This is a genomic window from Roseateles oligotrophus (genome assembly GCF_025717515.1).
Lineage (GTDB): Bacteria > Pseudomonadota > Gammaproteobacteria > Burkholderiales > Burkholderiaceae_C > Paucibacter_A > Paucibacter_A oligotrophus.
The window spans coordinates 1-19,599 of record NZ_JAJIRN010000002.1 but is presented as its reverse complement, the minus strand read 5'-3'; the positions used below and the strand labels follow the sequence as shown (position 1 = coordinate 19,599).

20 protein-coding genes are annotated in these 19,599 nt (G+C 61.2%); 13 read left to right on the top strand and 7 right to left on the bottom strand.

What is annotated here, in order from left to right; translation table 11 throughout:
• Positions 1-160: 160 nt before the first annotated feature.
• Positions 161-1,630 carry a DEAD/DEAH box helicase gene (locus tag LNV07_RS03410; protein ID WP_263569780.1) on the bottom strand — a complete coding sequence of 490 codons (1,470 nt, stop codon included), beginning with the start codon at positions 1,628-1,630 and terminating at the stop codon, positions 161-163.
• A gap of 344 nt (positions 1,631-1,974) precedes the next feature.
• Here LNV07_RS03410 and ettA point away from each other — a divergent pair, with 344 nt between their 5' ends.
• From ettA to LNV07_RS03390, 4 genes are all read left to right on the top strand, one after another.
• Complete coding sequence (gene ettA, locus LNV07_RS03405; protein WP_263569779.1) at positions 1,975-3,639, top strand: energy-dependent translational throttle protein EttA; 1,665 nt, start codon at positions 1,975-1,977, stop codon at positions 3,637-3,639.
• A 165-nt stretch (positions 3,640-3,804) separates the two neighbouring features.
• Positions 3,805-4,341, top strand: coding sequence for a Spy/CpxP family protein refolding chaperone (locus tag LNV07_RS03400; RefSeq protein WP_263569778.1), 537 nt, complete (start codon positions 3,805-3,807; stop codon positions 4,339-4,341).
• A gap of 99 nt (positions 4,342-4,440) precedes the next feature.
• A complete protein-coding gene (locus LNV07_RS03395) occupies positions 4,441-5,151 on the top strand; it encodes a response regulator (RefSeq protein ID WP_263569777.1) in 711 nt (236 codons plus the stop codon).
• Between the two features lie 27 nt (positions 5,152-5,178).
• Entirely contained in the window at positions 5,179-6,564 is a 1,386-nt protein-coding gene (locus LNV07_RS03390; RefSeq protein WP_263569776.1) for a HAMP domain-containing sensor histidine kinase, read from the top strand.
• 32 nt (positions 6,565-6,596) lie between these two features.
• On the opposite strand, the gene LNV07_RS03385 is transcribed toward LNV07_RS03390, so the two are convergent.
• Together LNV07_RS03385 and trpS are read right to left on the bottom strand one after the other, a co-directional pair.
• Entirely contained in the window at positions 6,597-7,055 is a 459-nt protein-coding gene (locus tag LNV07_RS03385) for a DUF3717 domain-containing protein (protein ID WP_263569775.1), read from the bottom strand.
• Positions 7,056-7,167: 112 nt separating this feature from the next.
• Positions 7,168-8,220 (bottom strand): tryptophan--tRNA ligase, encoded by a 1,053-nt coding sequence (gene trpS / locus LNV07_RS03380; RefSeq protein ID WP_397545519.1) that lies wholly within the window; start codon positions 8,218-8,220, stop codon positions 7,168-7,170.
• Positions 8,221-8,292: 72 nt separating this feature from the next.
• On the opposite strand from trpS, the gene purN reads away from it, so the two are divergent.
• On the top strand, positions 8,293-8,919 hold the full coding sequence (gene purN / locus LNV07_RS03375) for a phosphoribosylglycinamide formyltransferase (protein WP_263569774.1): 627 nt from the start codon (positions 8,293-8,295) through the stop codon (positions 8,917-8,919).
• Here purN and LNV07_RS03370 read toward each other — a convergent pair.
• A complete protein-coding gene (locus LNV07_RS03370; protein WP_263569773.1) occupies positions 8,912-9,145 on the bottom strand; it encodes a DUF1653 domain-containing protein in 234 nt (77 codons plus the stop codon). The two genes, purN and LNV07_RS03370, sit on opposite strands and share 8 nt — an antisense overlap.
• Before the next feature lie 71 nt (positions 9,146-9,216).
• On the opposite strand from LNV07_RS03370, the gene LNV07_RS03365 reads away from it, so the two are divergent.
• Both LNV07_RS03365 and LNV07_RS03360 read left to right on the top strand, forming a co-directional pair.
• Positions 9,217-10,476, top strand: coding sequence for an RsmB/NOP family class I SAM-dependent RNA methyltransferase (locus tag LNV07_RS03365; protein ID WP_263569772.1), 1,260 nt, complete (start codon positions 9,217-9,219; stop codon positions 10,474-10,476).
• A gap of 126 nt (positions 10,477-10,602) precedes the next feature.
• Positions 10,603-11,811 carry a DesA family fatty acid desaturase gene (locus LNV07_RS03360; RefSeq protein WP_263569771.1) on the top strand — a complete coding sequence of 403 codons (1,209 nt, stop codon included), beginning with the start codon at positions 10,603-10,605 and terminating at the stop codon, positions 11,809-11,811.
• A 224-nt stretch (positions 11,812-12,035) separates the two neighbouring features.
• Here the strand turns inward: LNV07_RS03360 and rpmG are convergent, their stop codons facing one another.
• The 3 genes from rpmG to trxB form a co-directional block, all read right to left on the bottom strand.
• Positions 12,036-12,203 (bottom strand): 50S ribosomal protein L33, encoded by a 168-nt coding sequence (rpmG, locus tag LNV07_RS03355; protein WP_263532261.1) that lies wholly within the window; start codon positions 12,201-12,203, stop codon positions 12,036-12,038.
• A gap of 29 nt (positions 12,204-12,232) precedes the next feature.
• On the bottom strand, positions 12,233-12,466 hold the full coding sequence (gene rpmB, locus LNV07_RS03350) for a 50S ribosomal protein L28 (protein ID WP_056274269.1): 234 nt from the start codon (positions 12,464-12,466) through the stop codon (positions 12,233-12,235).
• 186 nt (positions 12,467-12,652) lie between these two features.
• Positions 12,653-13,615, bottom strand: a complete 963-nt coding sequence (trxB, locus tag LNV07_RS03345; RefSeq protein ID WP_263569770.1) for a thioredoxin-disulfide reductase — start codon at positions 13,613-13,615, stop codon at positions 12,653-12,655.
• A gap of 170 nt (positions 13,616-13,785) precedes the next feature.
• On the opposite strand from trxB, the gene LNV07_RS03340 reads away from it, so the two are divergent.
• The 6 genes from LNV07_RS03340 to LNV07_RS03315 all read left to right on the top strand — a co-directional run.
• On the top strand, positions 13,786-14,451 hold the full coding sequence (locus LNV07_RS03340; RefSeq protein ID WP_263569769.1) for a Crp/Fnr family transcriptional regulator: 666 nt from the start codon (positions 13,786-13,788) through the stop codon (positions 14,449-14,451).
• A gap of 137 nt (positions 14,452-14,588) precedes the next feature.
• On the top strand, positions 14,589-16,949 hold the full coding sequence (locus LNV07_RS03335) for a DNA translocase FtsK (RefSeq protein WP_318013670.1): 2,361 nt from the start codon (positions 14,589-14,591) through the stop codon (positions 16,947-16,949).
• Complete coding sequence (gene lolA / locus LNV07_RS03330) at positions 16,946-17,560, top strand: outer membrane lipoprotein chaperone LolA (protein ID WP_263569768.1); 615 nt, start codon at positions 16,946-16,948, stop codon at positions 17,558-17,560. The genes LNV07_RS03335 and lolA overlap by 4 nt, the downstream gene beginning before the upstream one ends.
• Positions 17,561-17,583: 23 nt before the next feature.
• Entirely contained in the window at positions 17,584-18,915 is a 1,332-nt protein-coding gene (locus LNV07_RS03325; protein WP_263569767.1) for a replication-associated recombination protein A, read from the top strand.
• A complete protein-coding gene (locus LNV07_RS03320) occupies positions 18,912-19,076 on the top strand; it encodes a hypothetical protein (protein ID WP_263569766.1) in 165 nt (54 codons plus the stop codon). The genes LNV07_RS03325 and LNV07_RS03320 overlap by 4 nt, the downstream gene beginning before the upstream one ends.
• Positions 19,077-19,119: 43 nt before the next feature.
• A partial coding sequence (locus tag LNV07_RS03315) for a branched-chain amino acid ABC transporter permease (RefSeq protein WP_263569765.1) occupies positions 19,120-19,599 on the top strand: 480 nt, incomplete at its 3' end.

The following is a 19,599-nucleotide window of genomic DNA, read 5'->3' as shown; positions in this document are numbered from 1 at the left end:
TGTTTTCATGCGAGCTGTCGCGCCAAGGTGTCAATACTGTCAAGACTGAGGGTTATGACGCTTGCTTGTTTGATCTAAAAATGAAAAAAGCCCGGCTGTTTCGAGCTGGGCTTTTTGCTTGATTGCTGCCGAGGCAGCAAGGGCGCTAAATATTTGGTGTTTAACGCTTGGGCTGGGTCGAGCGGCCGGCGAAGTTGCCACCTCGGCCACCGCCACCGCCACCGGCAGGTCGGCCACCGCCACCGCCGTTCGGGCGTCCACCACCACCACCACCGGCAGGGCGCTGACCCTGCGGCGCGGCCTGACGCGGTGCGCCGCCGTCACGCGAGCCGTGCGGAGCATGGCCAGCCCCGCCACGCGGTGCCGATGAGCGTCCACCGCCGCCGCCACCACCCGGGCGACCACCGCGTCCACCGCCGCCGGAGCGGCTGCCGTTGTTGTTCAGAATCATCCGGCCCAGCACGATGGGCTCGGGCTTCTCGCTCGGATCCGGCGCAAAGCCGGGCACGATTTCCTTCGGGATTTCGCGCTTGATCAGCTTTTCGATCTCGCGCAGGAAGCCGTTTTCGTCCACGCAAACCAGCGACACCGCTTCGCCCAAAGCGCCGGCACGGCCGGTGCGGCCGATGCGGTGCACATAGTCTTCCGACACATTCGGCAACTCGAAGTTGACGACATGGGGCAGTTGATCGATGTCGATGCCGCGCGCGGCGATGTCGGTCGCCACCAGCACTTGCAGGTCGCCGGTCTTGAACTCGGCCAGCGCCTTGGTGCGCGCACCCTGGCTCTTGTTGCCGTGGATGGCCATGGCGCTGATGCCTTGGTCGTTCAGGTAGTCGGTCAGGCGGTTGGCGCCATGCTTCATGCGGGTGAACACCAGCACCTGGTGCCAGTTGCCGGTCTTGATCAGGTGGGCCAGCAATTCCTTCTTGCGCTCGCGGCCAACCGGGTGAACCTTTTGCGCAATCGACTCATTGGTCTGGTTGCGGCGCGCCACTTCGATCAGCGCGGGGGCATTCAGCAGGCGGTCGGCCAGGTTCTTGATGTCGTCACTGAAGGTGGCGCTGAACAACAGCGACTGCTTCTTGGCCGGCAGCAGCGCCAAAACCTTCTTGATGTCGTGCACAAAGCCCATATCCAACATGCGGTCGGCTTCGTCCAGCACCAGGATTTGCACCTGACTCAGGTCCAGCGTGCCTTGCTGCGCATGGTCGAGCAGGCGGCCGGGCGTGGCGACGAGAATGTCGACGCCGTCACGCAGACGGTTGATCTGCGGCTGCATGCCGACACCGCCGAACATGACCATGCTCTTCAGCGGCAGGTACTTGCCGTAGGTCTTGACGCTTTCCTCGACCTGGGCCGCGAGTTCGCGGGTAGGGGTCAAGACGAGCGCACGAATGGCGGGCTTGCCGCGCTTGTTGGTGACGGGTTCGCCGACGCTCAAACGGTGCAACAAGGGCAGGGTGAAGCCTGCGGTTTTGCCGGTGCCGGTCTGGGCGCCTGCGAGCAGGTCGCCGCCTTGCATGACGGCCGGAATGGCCTGGGCTTGGATGGGAGTAGGGGTGGTGTAGCCGGCGTCGGCGATGGCCTTCAGCAAAGGCAGGGCAAGGCCCAGAGATTCAAAGCTCATTGATTTTTTGGTGAGCGCGCATCTTCGGTTGCTGGGCCGCGCTGCAGGATATGCAACGCCAGTCTTCGAGCCTGCGATAGGAGGCGCACTTGATGTCAAAAAAGAAAACGCCGCGGAAGACTGGTAGCCGCGGCGTTGGGCTGCAGTATAGCTGGCCCTCAGGGAAAGCCCGCATCAAACGGGCCAATTCGGGCTCCAGGGCAACGCTGAGCGTGAACTTGTGACGCCCTCATCCGAGGCTCTGGGCGCGAAGCTGCGACAATCGAGCGCTTCGCGTGCGCCAGCGGCTTTTCGGCGCGCCGCACGAGCAATTCAACAAAACTCCAGGACAGGAACTCCCCGCTATGGCGCAATACGTCTTTTCCATGAACCGCGTCAACAAGACGGTTCCCCCAAAACGCCACATCCTCAAGGACATCTCGCTCTCCTTCTTCCCCGGTGCCAAGATCGGCGTGTTGGGCGTGAACGGCTCGGGCAAGTCGACCATCCTGAAGATCATGGCCGGGGTGGATAAAGAGTACGACGGCGAAGCGATCGCGATGCCCGGCATCAAGATCGGCTACCTGGAGCAGGAGCCGCGCCTGAACGAAACTCAGACCGTGCGAGAAGCGGTCGAAGAAGGCATCGGCGGTGTCTTGGCCGCCAAGAAGCGCCTCGACGAGGTCTATGCGGCTTATGCCGAAGAAGATGCCGACTTTGACGCATTGGCCGCCGAGCAGGGCGAGCTGGAGTCCATCATCGCCGCGGCAGGCTCCGAAAACACCGACCTGCAGCTGGAGTTGGCCGCCGACGCGCTGAACCTGCCGCCCTGGGAAGCCGTGATTGGCGTGCTGTCCGGTGGTGAGAAGCGCCGCGTCGCGCTGTGCCGCCTGCTGCTGAGCAAGCCCGACATGTTGCTGCTCGACGAGCCGACCAACCACTTGGACGCCGAATCGGTCGAGTGGCTGGAGCAGTTCCTGCAGCGCTTCCCCGGCACCGTGGTCGCGATTACCCACGATCGCTACTTCCTGGACAACGCGGCCGAGTGGATCTTGGAACTGGACCGTGGCCATGGCATCCCTTGGAAGGGCAATTATTCCGACTGGCTGGACCAGAAGGAAAAGCGCTTGGAAGGCGAGCAGAAGTCCGAAGACGCCCGCATGAAGGCGATGAAGGAAGAGCTGAAATGGGTGCGCTCCAATGCCAAGGGCCGTCAGGCCAAGAGCAAGGCGCGTCTGGCCCGTTTCGAGGAGCTGAGCGACGTCGAGTACCAGCAGCGCAATGTGACGAATGAGATTTTCATTCCCGTGGCCGAGCGCCTGGGCAATGAGGTGATCGAGTTCGAAGGCGTGTCAAAGAGCTTCGGCGACCGCGTGCTGATCGACAACTTGAGCTTCAAGGTGCCGGCCGGCGCGATCGTCGGCATCATTGGCCCGAACGGCGCCGGTAAATCGACGCTGTTCCGCATGTTGCAGGGCACCGAGACGCCGGACAGTGGCACGGTCAAGATCGGCAAGACCGCGCGCATGGCTTTTGTCGACCAGAGCCGCGAGAGCCTGGACGCCGAGAAGACCGTCTGGCAAGACGTGTCGGGTGGCTTGGACAACATCACCGTTGGCAAGTTCGTGATGCCCAGCCGCGCCTATCTGGGCCGCTTCAACTTCAAGGGCAATGACCAGCAAAAGCTGGTCGGCAGCCTGTCCGGTGGTGAGCGAGGCCGTCTGCATTTGGCCAAGACGCTGGCACAAGGCGGCAACGTCTTGATGCTGGACGAACCGTCGAACGACCTGGACGTCGAAACCCTGCGCGCGCTGGAAGAAGCGCTGCTGGAGTTTGCCGGCTCGGCGATGGTGATCTCGCACGATCGATGGTTCCTGGACCGCATCTGCACCCATATCCTGGCTTGCGAAGGCAACTCGCAGTGGTTCTTCTTTGACGGCAACTTCCATGAGTACGAAGCTGACAAGAAGAAGCGTCTGGGTGAAGAGGGCGCACGGCCCAAGCGCATGCGCTTCAAGCCGATCAAGTAATGCGCTAGCGGTCGGGTGGACCGCTGCAGACGAAGTAAATGAAAGGGGCCGCTGGCCCCTTTTTCGATTCCTTCACAGAACTTTACCGCTTGTGCATAGCACGCTTACGTGCGCAATTGAAGATGACTTCACTTCTCCTCTTTTCTTCACTTCCGGAGTACTGAAATGACTGTCATCAACACAAGCAGGCTGTTCCATTTGGGCAAGGCTGTGGCCCTAGCCTCGGCGCTGGCTGTGGGCGGCCTGAGCGCGATGAACGCACAAGCGATGGGCGCTATGGGTGGCCGCGCGGAAATGGGCCCACACGGTGGGTCCGAGATGATGATGGCCGGCCGCATGGAACATATGCTGGACATGGTCGATGCCAGTGACACACAGCGCGCTCAAATCAAGCAGATTATGGCGGCCGCCAGGCAAGACTTGAAATCGCAGCGGGCCGGCGGACGCAACCTGCATGAGCAGAGCATGAGCCTGTTGACCGCCGCCAACATCGATGCCTCAGCCATTGAGGCCTTGCGTCAGCAGATGTCGGCCCAGCACGAGGAGGCCAGCAAGCGCATGAGCCAGGCGATGGTGGATGCCGCCCGCGTGCTGACGCCCGAGCAGCGCGCCAAACTTGCCGAGCGCATGAAGAAGATGCAGGCCCGGATGCAGGAACACATGAGCGAGCGTCAGCAGCATTCGGCCACTCAAGGTCATTGAAATCGATACCTCGATATCTCGCATATGCTTGCTCCTTTGACGACCCCAAACCCAGTTTTGCGCGCGCGCCAACTGGGCCAAAGAACGCTGAACAGGATGATGATGCATAGACTGTTGGTGATCGATGACGATGCCCGGTTGACCGGCATGTTGAGCGAGTACCTCGGTGCTGCCGGCTTTGACGTGGTGGTGGCAGGTTCGCTGGGCGCCGGGCGTGAGGTTTTGGCGGGCGCGCCGTTTGATTTGCTGGTGCTTGATCTGATGTTGCCCGATGGTGATGGGCTGGACTTTTGCCGTGAGCTGCGAGCCGACCCGCACACGCGCCGCTTGCCGGTGCTGATGCTGTCCGCGCGCGGCGAGCCGATGGACCGTATCTTGGGCCTGGAATTGGGCGCCGACGACTATTTGGCCAAACCCTTCGAGCCGCGTGAATTGCAGGCCCGCATCAAGGCCTTGTTGCGGCGTTTGGAGCCCGAAGCGGGCGATGCGGATGTCTTGCGCTTTGGGCGCTTGGAGATCGATTTGGCGGCCCGCATGGCTCGCCTTGACGGCCAGCCGCTGGACTTCACCGGACATCAGTTCGACCTGTTGGTGGTGCTGGCACAAAGCCCGGGGCGGGTGTTGTCACGTGACCTGATCATGGATTCGTTGAAAGGCCATCCACTGGATGCGTTTGATCGATCGATCGATGTGCATATCTCGCGCATTCGCGCCTTGATCGAGGATGATCCGAAGGCGCCGCGGCGCGTGTTGACCGTGCGCGGTGCCGGTTATGTGTTCGCGCGCAAGCAGGACGCCGAACCAAGTTAAGCGAAAGAGCTCAAGTTTGAGTGCCGAATGAAATCGCTCTATCTGCGCATTTACCTGACCCTGGTGGTCTTGTTGCTGGCCTTCGCCTTTGGTTCAACCTGGTTGTTTCAGCGCCATCTGGAAAGCGAGCGGGGCGGCTTTGAGTCGATCGCCAACGAGCGGATGGCCGCTATGGCCGAGTTGCTGTCCATGGCCTTGCCCGCGGCCGACACGGCGCGTGAGCGGCAGGCCGCAGCCTTGGAAGAATGGGGGCTGCGTCTGCGCATGCCGGTGGCGCTGAACGATAGAGGTGGCGAACGGATAGCCGCTTCCGAGCAGTTCGAACGCAGGCTTGAGGAAGACAGCTCCACCCCGACCATCCGACTGCCGCTGAAGGATGGGCGCAGTCTGGAGTTGATGAGGAACCTGCGTTTGCCCCCGGGGCTGCAGCACAAGCCGGGGTCCGGTCGCCAGGCGGGCATGGGCGCGGGCGGGCGGCCGGAACCACCCTCCGGGCTGTCCCCGGTGTTTGGCCCGCGGCCCAATGGTCAAGTCTTGCTGGCATTGTTGCTGCTGCTTTTCGTTGGCGTGGCGATCGGCGCCTACCCAGTGATTCGTCGTCTGACCCGGCGCCTGGAAGGTTTGCGCGCCGGGGTTGAAAAATTCGGCGCCGGCAATTTGGCCCACCGTGTCGATGCCGAGGGTCATGATGAGGTCGCGGTTTTGGCGGCCAGTTTCAACCGCACGGCCGAGCAGATCGAAGCCTTGCTGCGCTCGCAAAAGTCCCTGCTGGCCAACGCCAGCCATGAGCTGCGCTCGCCCTTGGCGCGGTTGAAGATGGCCTTTTCGATGCTGAATGAGAGCGGTGACGGCCCGGCCAGCTTGGCCCAGCGCGAGCGCCTGAGTCGCGAAATTCACACCAATATCGCGGAGCTTGATGCCTTGGTCGAAGAGGTGTTGTTGGCCAGTCGACTTGATTCGTCGACTGTTGCGTTTGAGCGTGAGTCGGTGGATTTGCTGGGGCTTGCCGTGGAGGAGTCGGCCCGCGTTGCTGCCGATTTCGAGCCGCCCGAAGGACTGAGCAGCCTGACCGTGCAGGGGGAGGACAGGTTGTTGCGCCGGGCCATGCGCAATTTGCTCGAGAATGCGCGCCGCTATGGCGGCTCGCAGGTCTTGTTGCAGTTGAGCCAAGCCCTGGATGGCGGGGCCGAGCTACGGGTATGCGATCGAGGCCCCGGCGTGCCCGAGGCGATGCGCGAGCGAATTTTTGAGGCCTTTTTTCGCTTGCCCGGTCATGCCGAACAGGCAGGCGGGGTTGGCTTGGGGCTGAATTTGGTCAAGCAGATCGCGCAGGCCCATGGCGCCAGCGTGCGCTGCGAGCCGCGCGAGGGCGGCGGCAGTTGTTTCGTGCTCAGCTTTCCGTCCGCCAGCTAGGGCGATGTTGCCACCCTGGCCGTCGAATGCGGTCAAGAATTGCCCCCGCGCTCTTCGTTCGGCAATTGGGGGTGATCCAGGCCCTTGAACTCGCGCGCCCGCTCGGCATAGCGGTTGAAGCGCCAGGCCGTGGCTTCGATCGAGATGCGTCGCCAGGTGACGCGTTTTTCGGCCGGCGTCATCGCGGGCCAATGCTGAACCTCGTCAAAGGTGCGGCCGCAGCCCTTGCACAGCGCATCGCCCTGGCTGGTCGAGCAGATCGCGATGCACGGGGCATCGGGTGTGCTGTCATACCAAGTTAGCCAAGCGGACTTGGCCTCGGCCGGCATGCCGTCTTCGGCGCATTCGGTCTCGCGGTAATAGACCAAGAGACCATAGACCTCGGCCAAGGCCCGCACCTCGGTGCAGGCCTTCAGCCCATCCGGCGAGGGCGCGCGCTCGCGCCACCAGTTGATGGCCGCTTCGATATCGGTGATGTGGATGGCGGCCAAAATGTCTACCCCTCGGTCGGCGGGTACGCCGCACTATTCCCCGAGGGGATGGCGGTCCGGCTTGGGGGCGCCCGGCGCTCGGCCCGTCGGCGCGGAATGGCAGCGGCTCTCATCAGTAGGTCAAGCCGATGGCGGCGCGTACTTCGCGCAAGGTCTTGCGCGCCACCGCGCGCGCGCGCTCGGTGCCGACCTCGACAATCCATTGCACCTGCTTGGGGTTGGCAAGGTATTCATTGGCGCGCTCGCGCCAGGGGGCCTGCTCTTTTTGAATCGCCTCGATCAAGGGTTGCTTGCAGTCCAGGCATCCGATGCCGGCGGAGCGGCAGCCTTGGCCGGCCCATTCCAGCAGATCGGGTGTCGAGTAGACCTGGTGCAGCGGCCAGACCGGGCAGCGCGAGGGCTCGCCGGCATCGCCTCGGCGCACCCGCTGCGGGTCGGTCGGCATGGTGCGGATCTTTTGCTCGACCACCTCGGGGGCGTCACGCATCGCGATCGCGTTGCCATAGCTCTTGCTCATCTTTTGCCCATCCAGGCCGCTCAGGCGGGGCTTGTCGGTGAGCAGCTCCAAGGGCTCGGGCAGGATCGCCTTGTCGGGGCTGTAGATGCGGTTGAAGCGACGGGCCACCTCGCGCGTGACCTCGACATGGGCCGTCTGATCCTCGCCCACCGGCACAAAAGCGGCCTTGTAGATCAAGATGTCGGCCGCTTGCAGCAGCGGATAGCCCAGGAAGCCGTAGGTCGCCAGCTCGCGGTTCTTGTCGACCTGATCCTTGTAGCTGGGGATGCGCTCCAGCCAGCTGGACGGTGTGCTCATCGCCAGCAGCGTGAACAACTCGGCATGCTCGGGCATGCGGCTCTGGATGAAGAGCGTGGCCTGCTCGGGGTCGATGCCGGCGGCCAGCCAATCGACCACCATGTCATAGACATTGCGCTCGATGCTGTTGCGATTGCTGCTGTCCTGGTACTGCGTCGTCAGCGCATGCCAATCGGCAACGAAGAAGAAGCAGTCGTAGCTCGATTGCAGGCGCACCCAGTTTTTCAGCGCCCCATGGTAGTGACCGAGATGCAGGGCGCCGGTGGGGCGCATGCCCGACAGCACGCGCTGGCGGGGCAAAAATTCTTGGGGCTGATCGGTACTTGTGGCGGTACTTGTGGCGGTACTCATGTCGGGGCGTTTGTTGCGCCAAAGGCTGCGCTGAAGGAGGTTGGGCATTGTAGGCAGCTAGACTAGCGACCCATGAAAAGCATCGTAATTCTGATCTCCGGGCGCGGCTCCAATATGGAGGCGATTGTGCGTGCCTGCGCGAGTGAGACCTGGCCCGCACGGATTGCCGCCGTGATCAGCAATCGGCCCGGCGCGGCGGGCTTGGCGTTCGCCGCCCAGCACGGTATTGCGACCGCCGTGGTCGACCACAAGGGCTTTGCCAGCCGCGAGGAGTTTGATGCCGAGTTGCAACGAGTGATAGACGGCTACGCGCCCGATCTGCTGGTGCTGGCCGGCTTTATGCGCATCCTGACGCCTGCCTTCACCGCGCATTACGCTGAGCGCATGCTGAACATTCACCCGTCCTTGTTGCCGGCCTTCACGGGCCTGCATACGCATGCGCGAGCGCTCGAAATGGGTTGCAAGTTTGTCGGCGCGACGGTGCATTTCGTCACCGCCGAGCTTGACCATGGCGCCATCGTCGCGCAGGCGGTGGTGCCGGTGTTCGCCGGGGATGACGAGGCCAGCCTGTCGGCGCGGGTGCTCAAACTGGAGCACCGCATGTATCCGCAGGCGGTGCGCTGGTTTGTCGAGGGCAAGCTGTCAATTGCCGACGGCGTGGTCGGCCAACTGGACGGCGAGGCTCAGTCTTTTAGCTGATTGGGCTGAAGCGCTTGACCGTCTGCCCGTCAACGAGCAGCGACTCAAAGAACATCGCATGCGGCCTGAGCCACAGTCCGCTGTCCTTGTAGAGCGGCCGGTAGAGCACCAGCGGCTCCAGCGTTTCACTGTGGCGGGCCACGCCAATGACCTCGTATTCACCGCCTTTGTAATGGCGGTAGCGTCCGAGTGGGGTGGCGGGCAGGGGAGCGAGGTCGGAGGTCATCTTGAACTTGTTTGTGGCAATGGTTTGTGACGCTTTTGGGGCGTGCGGTCACGGTGCGGGATAATCGCCGCATGCATCCTAATGCCCTCATCGATATGAGCTGCGAGCTTTTGCGCGCCGTGCTCCAACTGGACACCCCCGCTGATAGCGTCGTGTCTGCCTTTTTCCGTAAACACAAGGGCCTCGGCCAGCGTGAACGCCATGCCTTGGCAGAGACCGCCTACACGGTCTTGCGGCAGCGGCCCCTGCTGCAGCACCTGGCGCAATCGGGCAGTGGCCCGACCGAGCGTCGGCTGACCTTGCTGGCCTGGCAGGGCAATGCCGCTTTCTTGCGCGGCGCCTTGAATCAAACCGAGTTGCAATGGTTGGAGCAGGTGCAGGCCTTGGACAAGTCCAGCCTGGCGCCCAAGCTGCGCCACAACCTGCCCGAATGGCTGGCTCAGCCGCTGCTGGAGCGGCTTGGCGAGGAACAGTTCTGGCAATTGGCCGCCAGCATGAATGAGCAGGCGCCGCTTGATTTGCGCGTCAACACCTTGAAGGCCAAGCGCGAAGAAGCGCAAGCGGTGTTGGCGGCGGCGGGCATAGAAGCCGAGCCGACGCCTTTTTCTCCGCTCGGCCTGCGCATCCACGGCAAGCCCGCGCTCAGCAAGCTGGACCTGTTCAATAGCGGCGGCATTGAGGTGCAGGACGAAGGCAGCCAGTTGCTCGCCTTGTTGCTCGACGCCAAGCGCGGCGAGATGGTGGTGGACTTTTGCGCCGGCGCCGGCGGCAAGACGCTGGCGCTGGGCGCGGCGATGCGCAATACCGGGCGTTTGTACGCTTTCGACACCTCGGGCCATAGGCTCGCCGCGATGAAGCCGCGGCTGGCCCGCAGCGGCTTGTCGAATGTCTACCCCGCCCAGATCGCACATGAGCGGGAAGAGCGCATCAAGCGCCTGGCCGGCAAGATCGACCGCGTTTTGGTCGATGCGCCTTGTTCGGGCCTGGGAACCCTGCGCCGCAACCCTGATTTGAAATGGCGTCAGTCGCTGTTTGCGATCAAGGAGCTGCAAGCCAAACAGACCGCCATTCTGGCCGGTGCCGCGCGTTTGTTGAAGCCGGGTGGCCGCCTGGTCTATGCCACTTGCAGCCTGTTGAATGATGAGAATGAAGTGATCGCCGAGGCCTTCGGTGCGGCTCACCCGCAGTTCAAGGCGCTGCCCGCCAACGAGGCCCTGGAACGCGCGCATGTCGAACATGCAGACCGCTTGGTCGAAAATGGCTATTTGCGGCTTTGGCCTCATCTGCACCAGACCGATGGATTTTTTGCGGCGGTTTGGGAGAAGCAATAAGCCAAGGCAGTCCGGCATTGCGGGACTTAATGCCTCGCCAATTAGAGAGGCTCGCCTACAATTGGCGCGCTTACGTCCATTTTGTTGCTCTTCTACGGGCAGGGTTAGGAACCAATGAACTTCTTGATGACAATCCATGATGCCTTGGTGCAGTGGTTGGCCCATGGTCTGCTTGACGCGTCTGCGTGGCAGATGGTGGTCTACACCCTGGTGATCACGCACTTCACGATTTTGGGCGTGACGATCTTTTTGCACCGTGCTCAAGCCCACCGGGCCTTGGATCTGGGGCCTATCCCTTCACATTTTTTCCGGCTTTGCTTGTGGTTGACCACCGGCATGGTGACCAAGGAATTTGTGGCCGTGCACCGCAAGCACCACGCCAAATGCGAGACAGAAGAAGACCCGCACAGCCCGCAGACACGCGGCTTGAAGGCCTTGTTGCTGACCGGCGTTGAGCTCTACCGAGCCGAGGCTTTGAATCCCGAGACGATCTCCAAGTACGGCACCGGCACACCCAACGATTGGATCGAGCGCAATCTCTACACCCGCTACAGCTGGCAAGGCGTGGGCTTGATGCTGATCATCAACTTGGCCTTGTTCGGTGCGATTGGCGCGACCATCTGGGCGATTCAGATGGTCTGGATTCCTGTCTGGGCGACCGGCGTCATCAATGGCTTGGGGCACTGGTGGGGTTATCGTAACTTCGAGGCTCCCGATGCATCGACCAATGTCTCGCCTTGGGGGATTTTGATTGGTGGCGAGGAACTGCATAACAATCACCACACCTACCCGACTTCGGCCAAGTTCTCGGTCAAGACGTACGAGTTTGACATCGGCTGGGGTTATATCCGTGCATTCGAAATGCTGGGCTGGGCCAAGGTGCGCAAAACGGCGCCGAAGCTGCGTCTGGGGGAAATCAAGCCCGCCGACAAGGACACCTTGGAGGCCGTCATTGCCAATCGTTATGAAGTCATGGCCAGCTATGGTCGCGGCTTGAAGGCGGCGTGCTCAGCCGAGTTGGCCAAGATGAAGGCGCAGGGCCAGGAGCGCAGTGCTCAATGGGCGCAGTTCCAATCGGCCAGCCGTTGGCTGCACAGGGATGAGGCGCGTATTCCGGTCTCCATGCTGGATCAAATTGCCAGCCTGCGTGCCGCCAGCCCTTCGCTCGACAAGTTGGTAACGATGCGAGAAGAGTTGCGTCAACTCTGGACCCGTACCAATGTGTCGGCCGAGCAGTTGGTCAGCGATCTGCAGGCCTGGTGCCGGCGCGCCGAGGAGAGCGGTATTGCCGAGTTGCGCAGTTTCTCGATGAGTCTGCGCGCCGCGCGCGCCTGAAGAAACTGCGGCTGTCGGCGCCTTCGATTGGCGCTTGATACGAAAAGGACACCCATGGAGGTGTCCTTTTTGTTGGGCGATCGGATGTGCTTGTTCTGGCTCTGCCCTTTGCCGGCCGAACGGGTGCTGAATGAGTTGAGCCGCTTCCGTCTATCTTGGGCGTAAAAAAACCCCGGCAGCATGGCTGGCGGGGTTTTGTCTCTGACTTGAAGGTCAGGGCTGACTTATCTCAGCTTGGTTTCTTTGTACAGAACATGCTTGCGAGCCTTGGGGTCGAATTTCATGAATTCGAGCTTGCCGGTCGTAGTCTTCTTGTTCTTGTCTGTCGTGTAGAAGTGACCCGTACCTGCGGTCGACTCCAACTTGATTTTTTCGCGTGCGCCTTTGGCCATGATTGTGCTCCTTGATACTCAGTGCTAGATCAGAGCTCGCCTTTGGCGCGCAGATCGGCGACGACTTGGTCGATACCGACCTTGTCGATCAAACGCAAAGCAGCATTGCTGATGCGCAGACGAATCCAACGGTTCTCTGATTCAACGAAGAAGCGGCGGTACTGCAGATTCGGCAAGAACCGACGTTTCGTTTTATTGTTGGCGTGAGAAACATTGTTCCCAACCATGGGCTTCTTGCCCGTGACTTGACAGACGCGTGCCATGACGCTTCTCCGGTTTGAATTGTTGACCGGTCAATCCCTTTGTGCATCCTGCGATTGCAGTGCCAAGGGATGACCACATGACCACTTTATGCTTTGCCAAACCCTTCGGTGCAATCGTTGAGATTGAGCGTCGGGGCGCGGTCCATCCAGCAAGCAAGCCTAAGAGTATAGCCGAAAAATGCCAATTTACCGGTCTTGCTCCTGCTCCAGGAAGCGCTGAGCGTCCAGAGCGGCCATACAGCCGGTGCCGGCGCTGGTGATGGCTTGGCGGTAAATATGGTCTTGCACATCGCCCGCCGCGAAAATGCCGGGGACGCTGGTCATGGTGGCGAAACCGTTGGAGCCGCTGCGGGTGAGGATATAGCCATCCTTCATTTCGAGCTGATTCTTGAAGATGTCGGTGTTCGGTGAATGGCCGATAGCGATAAAGCAGCCGTGCAGGGTCAGGTCTTGCGTGCTGCCGTCCTGGGTGCTCTTGATACGCACACCGGTGACGCCGCTTTGGTTACCCAACACCTCGTCCAGGGTGTTCCACAAGTGCAGCACCACATTGCCGTTGGCGGCCTTGGCCATCAGCTTGTCGATCAAGATCGGTTCGGCCTTGAACTTGTCGCGGCGGTGAATGACATGCACCTTGGCCGCGATATTCGACAAATACAGAGCCTCTTCAACGGCCGTGTTGCCGCCGCCGACCACGCAAACCTCTTGGCCGCGGTAGAAGAAGCCATCGCAAGTGGCGCAGCCGCTAACGCCGCGGCCCATGAATGCCTCCTCGGAGGGCAGGCCCAGGTATTTGGCCGAGGCGCCGGTGGCGATGATCAGGGCATCGCAGCTATAGCTGGCGCTGTCACCCTTGAGTTTGAAAGGACGAACCGAGAAATCAACCTCATTGATATGGTCGAAGACCATTTGGGTCTCGAAGCGTTCGGCATGTTTCTGAAAGCGTTCCATCAATTCAGGGCCCTGCACGCCCAGCACATCGGCCGGCCAGTTATCGACCTCGGTGGTCGTCATCAGTTGGCCGCCCTGCGCCATGCCGGTCAACAGCGTGGGCTTCAAGTTGGCGCGAGCGGCGTAGATTGCTGCGGTGTATCCGGCCGGGCCAGAGCCCAAAATCAGCAGCGAATGGTGTTGAGTAGTTTGGTTCATGGCAATCAATATGGGGTTGCTGGCGGTGCTGACAAGAAGAGTAGGCCGTTTTTTACGGCTTTGATCTCGTTTGAATCTTTGCGCGACTGTGCACAATTTGCGCATTCTAGGCATGGCCACGCATTCGAGAGGGCCAGCCGGTTTCAAACCTTAGTCAATGGAGGCTGTTTATGGCGATGCTGTCAAATTTGGACCTGATCCGCAGGGTGCCCTTGTTTTCCCTGCTCACCACCGATCAGGCACAGTCCATTGCGGATAGTGTCGTCAAACGGCGTTTCAAGCGCGGCGAGTTGATCGTCGAGCAAAACACCAAATCGAATGCCTTGTTCATCTTGCTGAACGGGCGTGCGCGCGTGCTAACCGCAGATACACGCGGTCGCGAAGTGATTCTGGCGGTGCTGCAGCCTGGCCACTATGTCGGTGAGATGAGTCTGATCGACCATGAGCCGCATTCGGCCACCGTGCGTGCCGAGGTGCAGACCGATATGTTGGTGCTCGGTCGCAATGAGTTCGCGCGCTGCCTGCCGGACAGCAGCAGCCTCTCCTATGCAATTTTGCGTGGCTTGGTGGCGCGTCTGCGCAATGCGGACCGGCAGATCGAGTCGCTGGCCTTGCTTGATGTCTATGGCCGCGTGGCCCGGACTTTGCTGGATATGTCCGAGGAAGAAAAAGGCATCAAGATCATTCGCGGCAAGGTCTCGCGTCAAGACATGGCCAAAGTGGTTGGCGCCTCGCGCGAGATGGTCAGCCGGGTGATGAAGGATCTGGAAGAACGCGGCGTGATCGAGACCCTGGAGAACGGCTCGGTCGTCATCAAGCAGCGTTTCCCTGATTGAACGATTAGTCGCCATGGCGGCATGAGTTTTGGCGAAACTCTTGCCCAAGAGCGCCTTGCGCTTAGGTCACAATGGCGGCATGAGTTTTAGCGAAACTCATGCACGAGAGTGCCTATCTCTTAGGCCACAATGGCGGCATGAGTTTTCCCCTGGGTTCCATGCTGGGCGGCGATGAAGCCGGCGTCAGCGATAAAGTCTATAAGCGGCAAGGCAAAAAGGCCGCTCCTGCGGCGCCGGTGAAGCAAAACCCTTTGCGAACGCCGGTGTGGCTTTTGCTTGGCGGTTTGCTGTGGTGCTTGGTCTTGATGGCCTTGCTGTCCTATGACCGCCATGACGCCGCCTTCTCGATTTCGGGCAGCCGCGACTTGCATGCGAATCGATTCGGTGCGGTCGGAGCCTGGATAGCCGATTTGCTGCTTTTCAGTTTCGGTTTCTCGACTTGGTGGTTGCTGCTGGTGGGGCTGCGCACTTGGTTGAGCAGTTTGGCCGGCTTGTTGCGCGCCGACTCCGAGCCCGCAGTTCCGAACGCTAAGTCCACCGGCCTGTATCTATTGGGCATCTTGCTGCTGATGTGCGCCAGCTGTTCGCTGGAGTGGACGCGGCTCTACTCTTGGGAGTCGCACCTGCCCGGTCACGCCGGTGGCGTTCTGGGTTATGCGCTCGGACCTTGGAGCATGCGCGCCTTGGGCTTTGCGGGCTCGGGTCTGCTGAGCATTGCCTTGCTTTTGATCGGGGCCGGTCTCGCCCTGAAGTTTTCCTGGCTGCGGCTCGCCGAGCAGTCCGGCCGGTGGCTTGACGACTTGCGTGAACGCTATCTGCAGCGCCGCGAACAGGCCGAGGACCAGCGTGTCGGCGTTCAGGCCGTGCAAGAACGCGAACAAGAGCATGTGGTCGAAGTTGAGCGCCAAGTGGTGGCCGAGCATGTGCCCATCGTGATTGAGGCGCCGGTGTTCGAGGTCCCCAAGTCCACGCGCGTAGCCAAAGAGCGGCAGTCGGCCTTGTTTGTCGACGCCAGCGATAGCAAGCTGCCCCAGGTGGATCTTCTGGACGTGGCCTCGCTGCGGGTCGAGTCGGTGACGCCGGAGTCGCTGGAGATGACCTCGCGCATGATCGAGAAGAAGCTGCGCGACTTTGGCGTCGAAGTCAGGGTGGTGGCGGCCTCGCCCGGCCCGGTGATCACGCGCTACGAGATCGAGCCGGCCACCGGCGTCAAGGGCTCGCAAATCGTTGGCTTGGCCAAGGATCTGTCGCGCAGCCTGAGCCTGGTGTCGATCCGGGTTGTCGAGGTGATCCCCGGCAAGAACTATATGGCCTTGGAACTGCCCAATGCGCGGCGCCAAACCATCCGTCTGTCCGAAATCTTGGGCTCGCAAGTCTATGCTGACGCAACATCTCAGCTGACCATGGGTTTGGGCAAAGACATCGTCGGCCTGCCCGTGGTGGCCGATCTGGCCAAGATGCCGCATTGCCTGGTGGCCGGTACCACCGGTTCGGGCAAGTCGGTCGGTATCAACGCGATGATTCTGTCCTTGCTCTACAAGGCCGAAGCGCGTGATGTGCGCTTGATTCTTATCGATCCGAAGATGCTGGAGATGAGCGTCTACGAGGGCATTCCGCATTTGCTGGCGCCGGTCGTGACCGATATGAAGCAGGCGTCCAATGCGCTCAACTGGTGTGTCGGCGAGATGGAGCGCCGCTACAAGCTGATGAGCAAGATGGGCGTGCGCAATCTGGCCGGCTACAACAAGAAGATCGATGAGGCCAACGAGCGCGGCGAGAGCATTGGCAACCCCTTCAGCCTGACGCCCGAGGCGCCCGAGCCCTTGGATAGGCTGCCCTTTATCGTGGTCGTGATCGATGAGTTGGCCGACCTGATGATGGTGGTTGGCAAGAAGATCGAGGAGTTGATCGCACGCCTGGCGCAGAAAGCCCGCGCGGCCGGCATTCACTTGATTCTGGCGACACAGCGCCCCAGCGTGGACGTGATTACCGGTCTGATCAAGGCCAATATTCCGACTCGGCTGTCCTTCCAGGTCAGCTCCAAAATTGACAGCCGCACCATTCTTGATCAGATGGGTGCCGAGGCCTTGTTGGGCATGGGTGACATGCTCTATATGCCCTCGGGTACCGGCCTGCCGATTCGAGTCCACGGCGCTTTCGTCAGTGACGATGAGGTGCACCGGGTGGTCGAGTACCTGAAGTCCAAGGGCGAGCCCAATTACATTGAGGGCATTCTCGAGGGCGGCGTGCTCGAAGGCGAGGGCGGTGAAAGCGGTGTGCCCGGCTCCGGCGAAGGCGAGGCGGATGCGATGTATGACCAGGCCGTGGCCATCGTCTTGCAGCATCGCCGTGCTTCGATCTCACTGGTGCAGCGGCACTTGCGTATCGGCTACAACCGGGCGGCGCGCTTGTTGGAACAAATGGAAAAATCCGGGCTGGTGTCCAGTATGGGCAGCAATGGCAATCGTGACTTGTTATTACCTAAGCGAGAAGAATGATGCGACTAAAGGTCTTCCTGCTGTGCGGCTTGCTGAGCTTGTTCGGCCATGCCCACGCAGATGCCGTGGCCGCCTTGAAGGACTTCGTGCGCGAGGCCAAGAGCGGGCGTGCCCAGTTCAGCCAAACCGTAACTTCCCCCGACGGGTCTCGCACGAAAGTGACCAGCGGCAGTTTCGAGTTCCAACGCCCCAATCAATTCCGATTTGCCTATCTGCCGCCGACCGAGCAATTGATCGTTGCCGATGGGCAAAAGGTCTGGATGTTCGATCCCGGTCTCAATCAGGCCAGTTCGCACCGGATGTCGCAGGCCTTGGGCGCCACGCCCGCCGCATTGCTGGCCGGGGGGAATTTGGAGCGCGACTTCACGCTCAAGGCGCTGCCGTCCAAAGGCGGCCTGGATTGGGTGCAGGCCCTGCCCAAACAGGCAGACGGTGGCTTTCAATCGTTGAAGGTCGGTTTCAAAGGGCGCGACTTGGCGGCCTTGGAGATCGTTGATGGCTTCGGCCAAAGCTCGCGTTTGGACTTTTCTGCGCTGGCGCTGAATCCTGTTTTGGCGGCCGACAGGTTTCGTTTTACTTTGCCGGCCGGTGCCGATTTGCTTGAGCAATAGCTTGTTTGGAACGTCAGTTGACGATGAGTGATTCCCTGTTCCCCGAGTTGCCCGCAGCGAGCCCGGCGGCTCACCTGAATCAGCCCCTGGCCGAGCGCCTGCGGCCGACCCATTTGGACGAAGTGATCGGTCAGCGCCAATTGCTCGGGCCGGGCATGCCCTTGCGTGCCGCCTTCGAATCGGGTCGTCTGCACTCGATGATTCTGTGGGGCCCGCCCGGCGTCGGCAAGACGACTTTGGCGCGCTTGATGACGCAGGCCTTCGACGCCCAGTTCATCACCATCTCGGCCGTGCTGGGCGGGGTCAAGGAGATTCGTGAGGCGGTCGAGCGTGCCCAAGCGGTGGCGGCGCAAGGGCGGCGCACCGTGGTTTTTGTCGATGAGGTGCACCGTTTCAACAAGTCGCAGCAGGATGCCTTCTTGCCTCACGTCGAGTCGGGCCTGTTTACCTTCATCGGGGCCACCACCGAGAACCCATCCTTCGAGGTCAACTCGGCGCTTTTGTCCAGGGCCAGCGTACATGTGCTGAAGTCGCTGGATGAGGGCGAGTTGTTGGCCTTGGTCGAACGTGCAGTGCAGGTCTTGGCCAGTCCGCCTTTCACGCCCGCTGCGGCCAAGCGCCTGGCGGCCTACGCGGATGGTGACGCCAGGCGTCTGCTGAATGCGGTGGATGCAGCGGTGGCCTTGGCGCCGAAGTCGGCGCAAGAGATCGACGAGGCTGCGCTGGAGCGCGCTTTGGGCGAGCAGTTGCGTCGTTATGACAAGGGCGGTGAGCAGTTTTACGACGTGATCTCGGCACTGCATAAATCGGTGCGTGGTTCTGACCCCGATGCCGCCCTGTATTGGTTTGCCCGCATGTTGGACGGCGGCGTCGACGTGCGCTATATCGCCCGCCGCTTGATTCGTATGGCCAGCGAGGATATCGGTCTGGCCGATCCCAGGGCGCTGCGTATCTGTCTGGATGCGGCCGATACCTATGAGCGCCTGGGTTCCCCCGAGGGTGAACTGACGCTGGCTCAGGCGGTGGTGTTTTTGGCCGTGGCGCCGAAGTCGAATGCGGTCTACAGCGCCTACAAAGCGGCTCGCGCCCTGGTCAAAACGGACAGCAGCCGGCCCGTTCCGCTGCATCTGCGCAACGCTCCGACGCGCTTGATGAGTGAGTTGGGCTACGGGCGTGAATACCGTTATGCGCATGATGAGCCGGGTGGCTTCGCGGCCGGTGTCAGCTATATGCCTGAGGGGCTGGAGGATCAGCGCTTTTACGAGCCCGTTGGGCGAGGTTTGGAGTTGCGCATCGGCGAGCGGCTGACCGAGTTGCGGCGTTTGAATGCAGAGCAAAATGAATCGGTCAAATGAACAAGTTTTATGCTTCAGGCGCTACGGGTAAACACCCGCGAATTTTGCTCATCACGCACTCCTACAATCCCGACCAGCCTGCAGGAATTGATGGCCGATCAAGGCCCGCCGACTTTGCGGCGGGCTTTTTTATTTGCTCATTTTTCAGCCCAATGAAATAGTCGTCCGGCAATCCCTTGCCGGTTCGTCAAACCGGAGACGTCAATGGAAACTTTTTTCCAGCAAATCATCAATGGTCTGGTGCTCGGCAGCATGTATGCCTTGGTGGCCCTGGGCTACACCATGGTCTACGGCATCATCAACCTGATCAATTTCGCCCATGGCGAAATCTTGATGGTCGGTGCGCTGGTCAGCTGGACCGTGGTCAGTGCCTTGGCCGATTCCGGCATGCCGGGCTGGCTGATGATGCTGATCGGCTTGGCCTGCGCCGTCGTCGTCTGCACCTCGCTGAACTTCCTGGTCGAGAAGATCGCCTACCGGCCGCTGCGCAATGCGCCGCGCCTGGCGCCCTTGATCACGGCGATGGGCATGTCTTTGCTGCTGCAGACGTTGGCCATGATCATCTGGAAGCCGAACCCAAAGCCCTTCCCGCTGCTGCTGCCGACCACGCCGATTGATCTGGGCGGCCCCGTCATCACGATCACGCAATGCGTGATTCTGGGCAGCACGGTGATGATTCTGGCG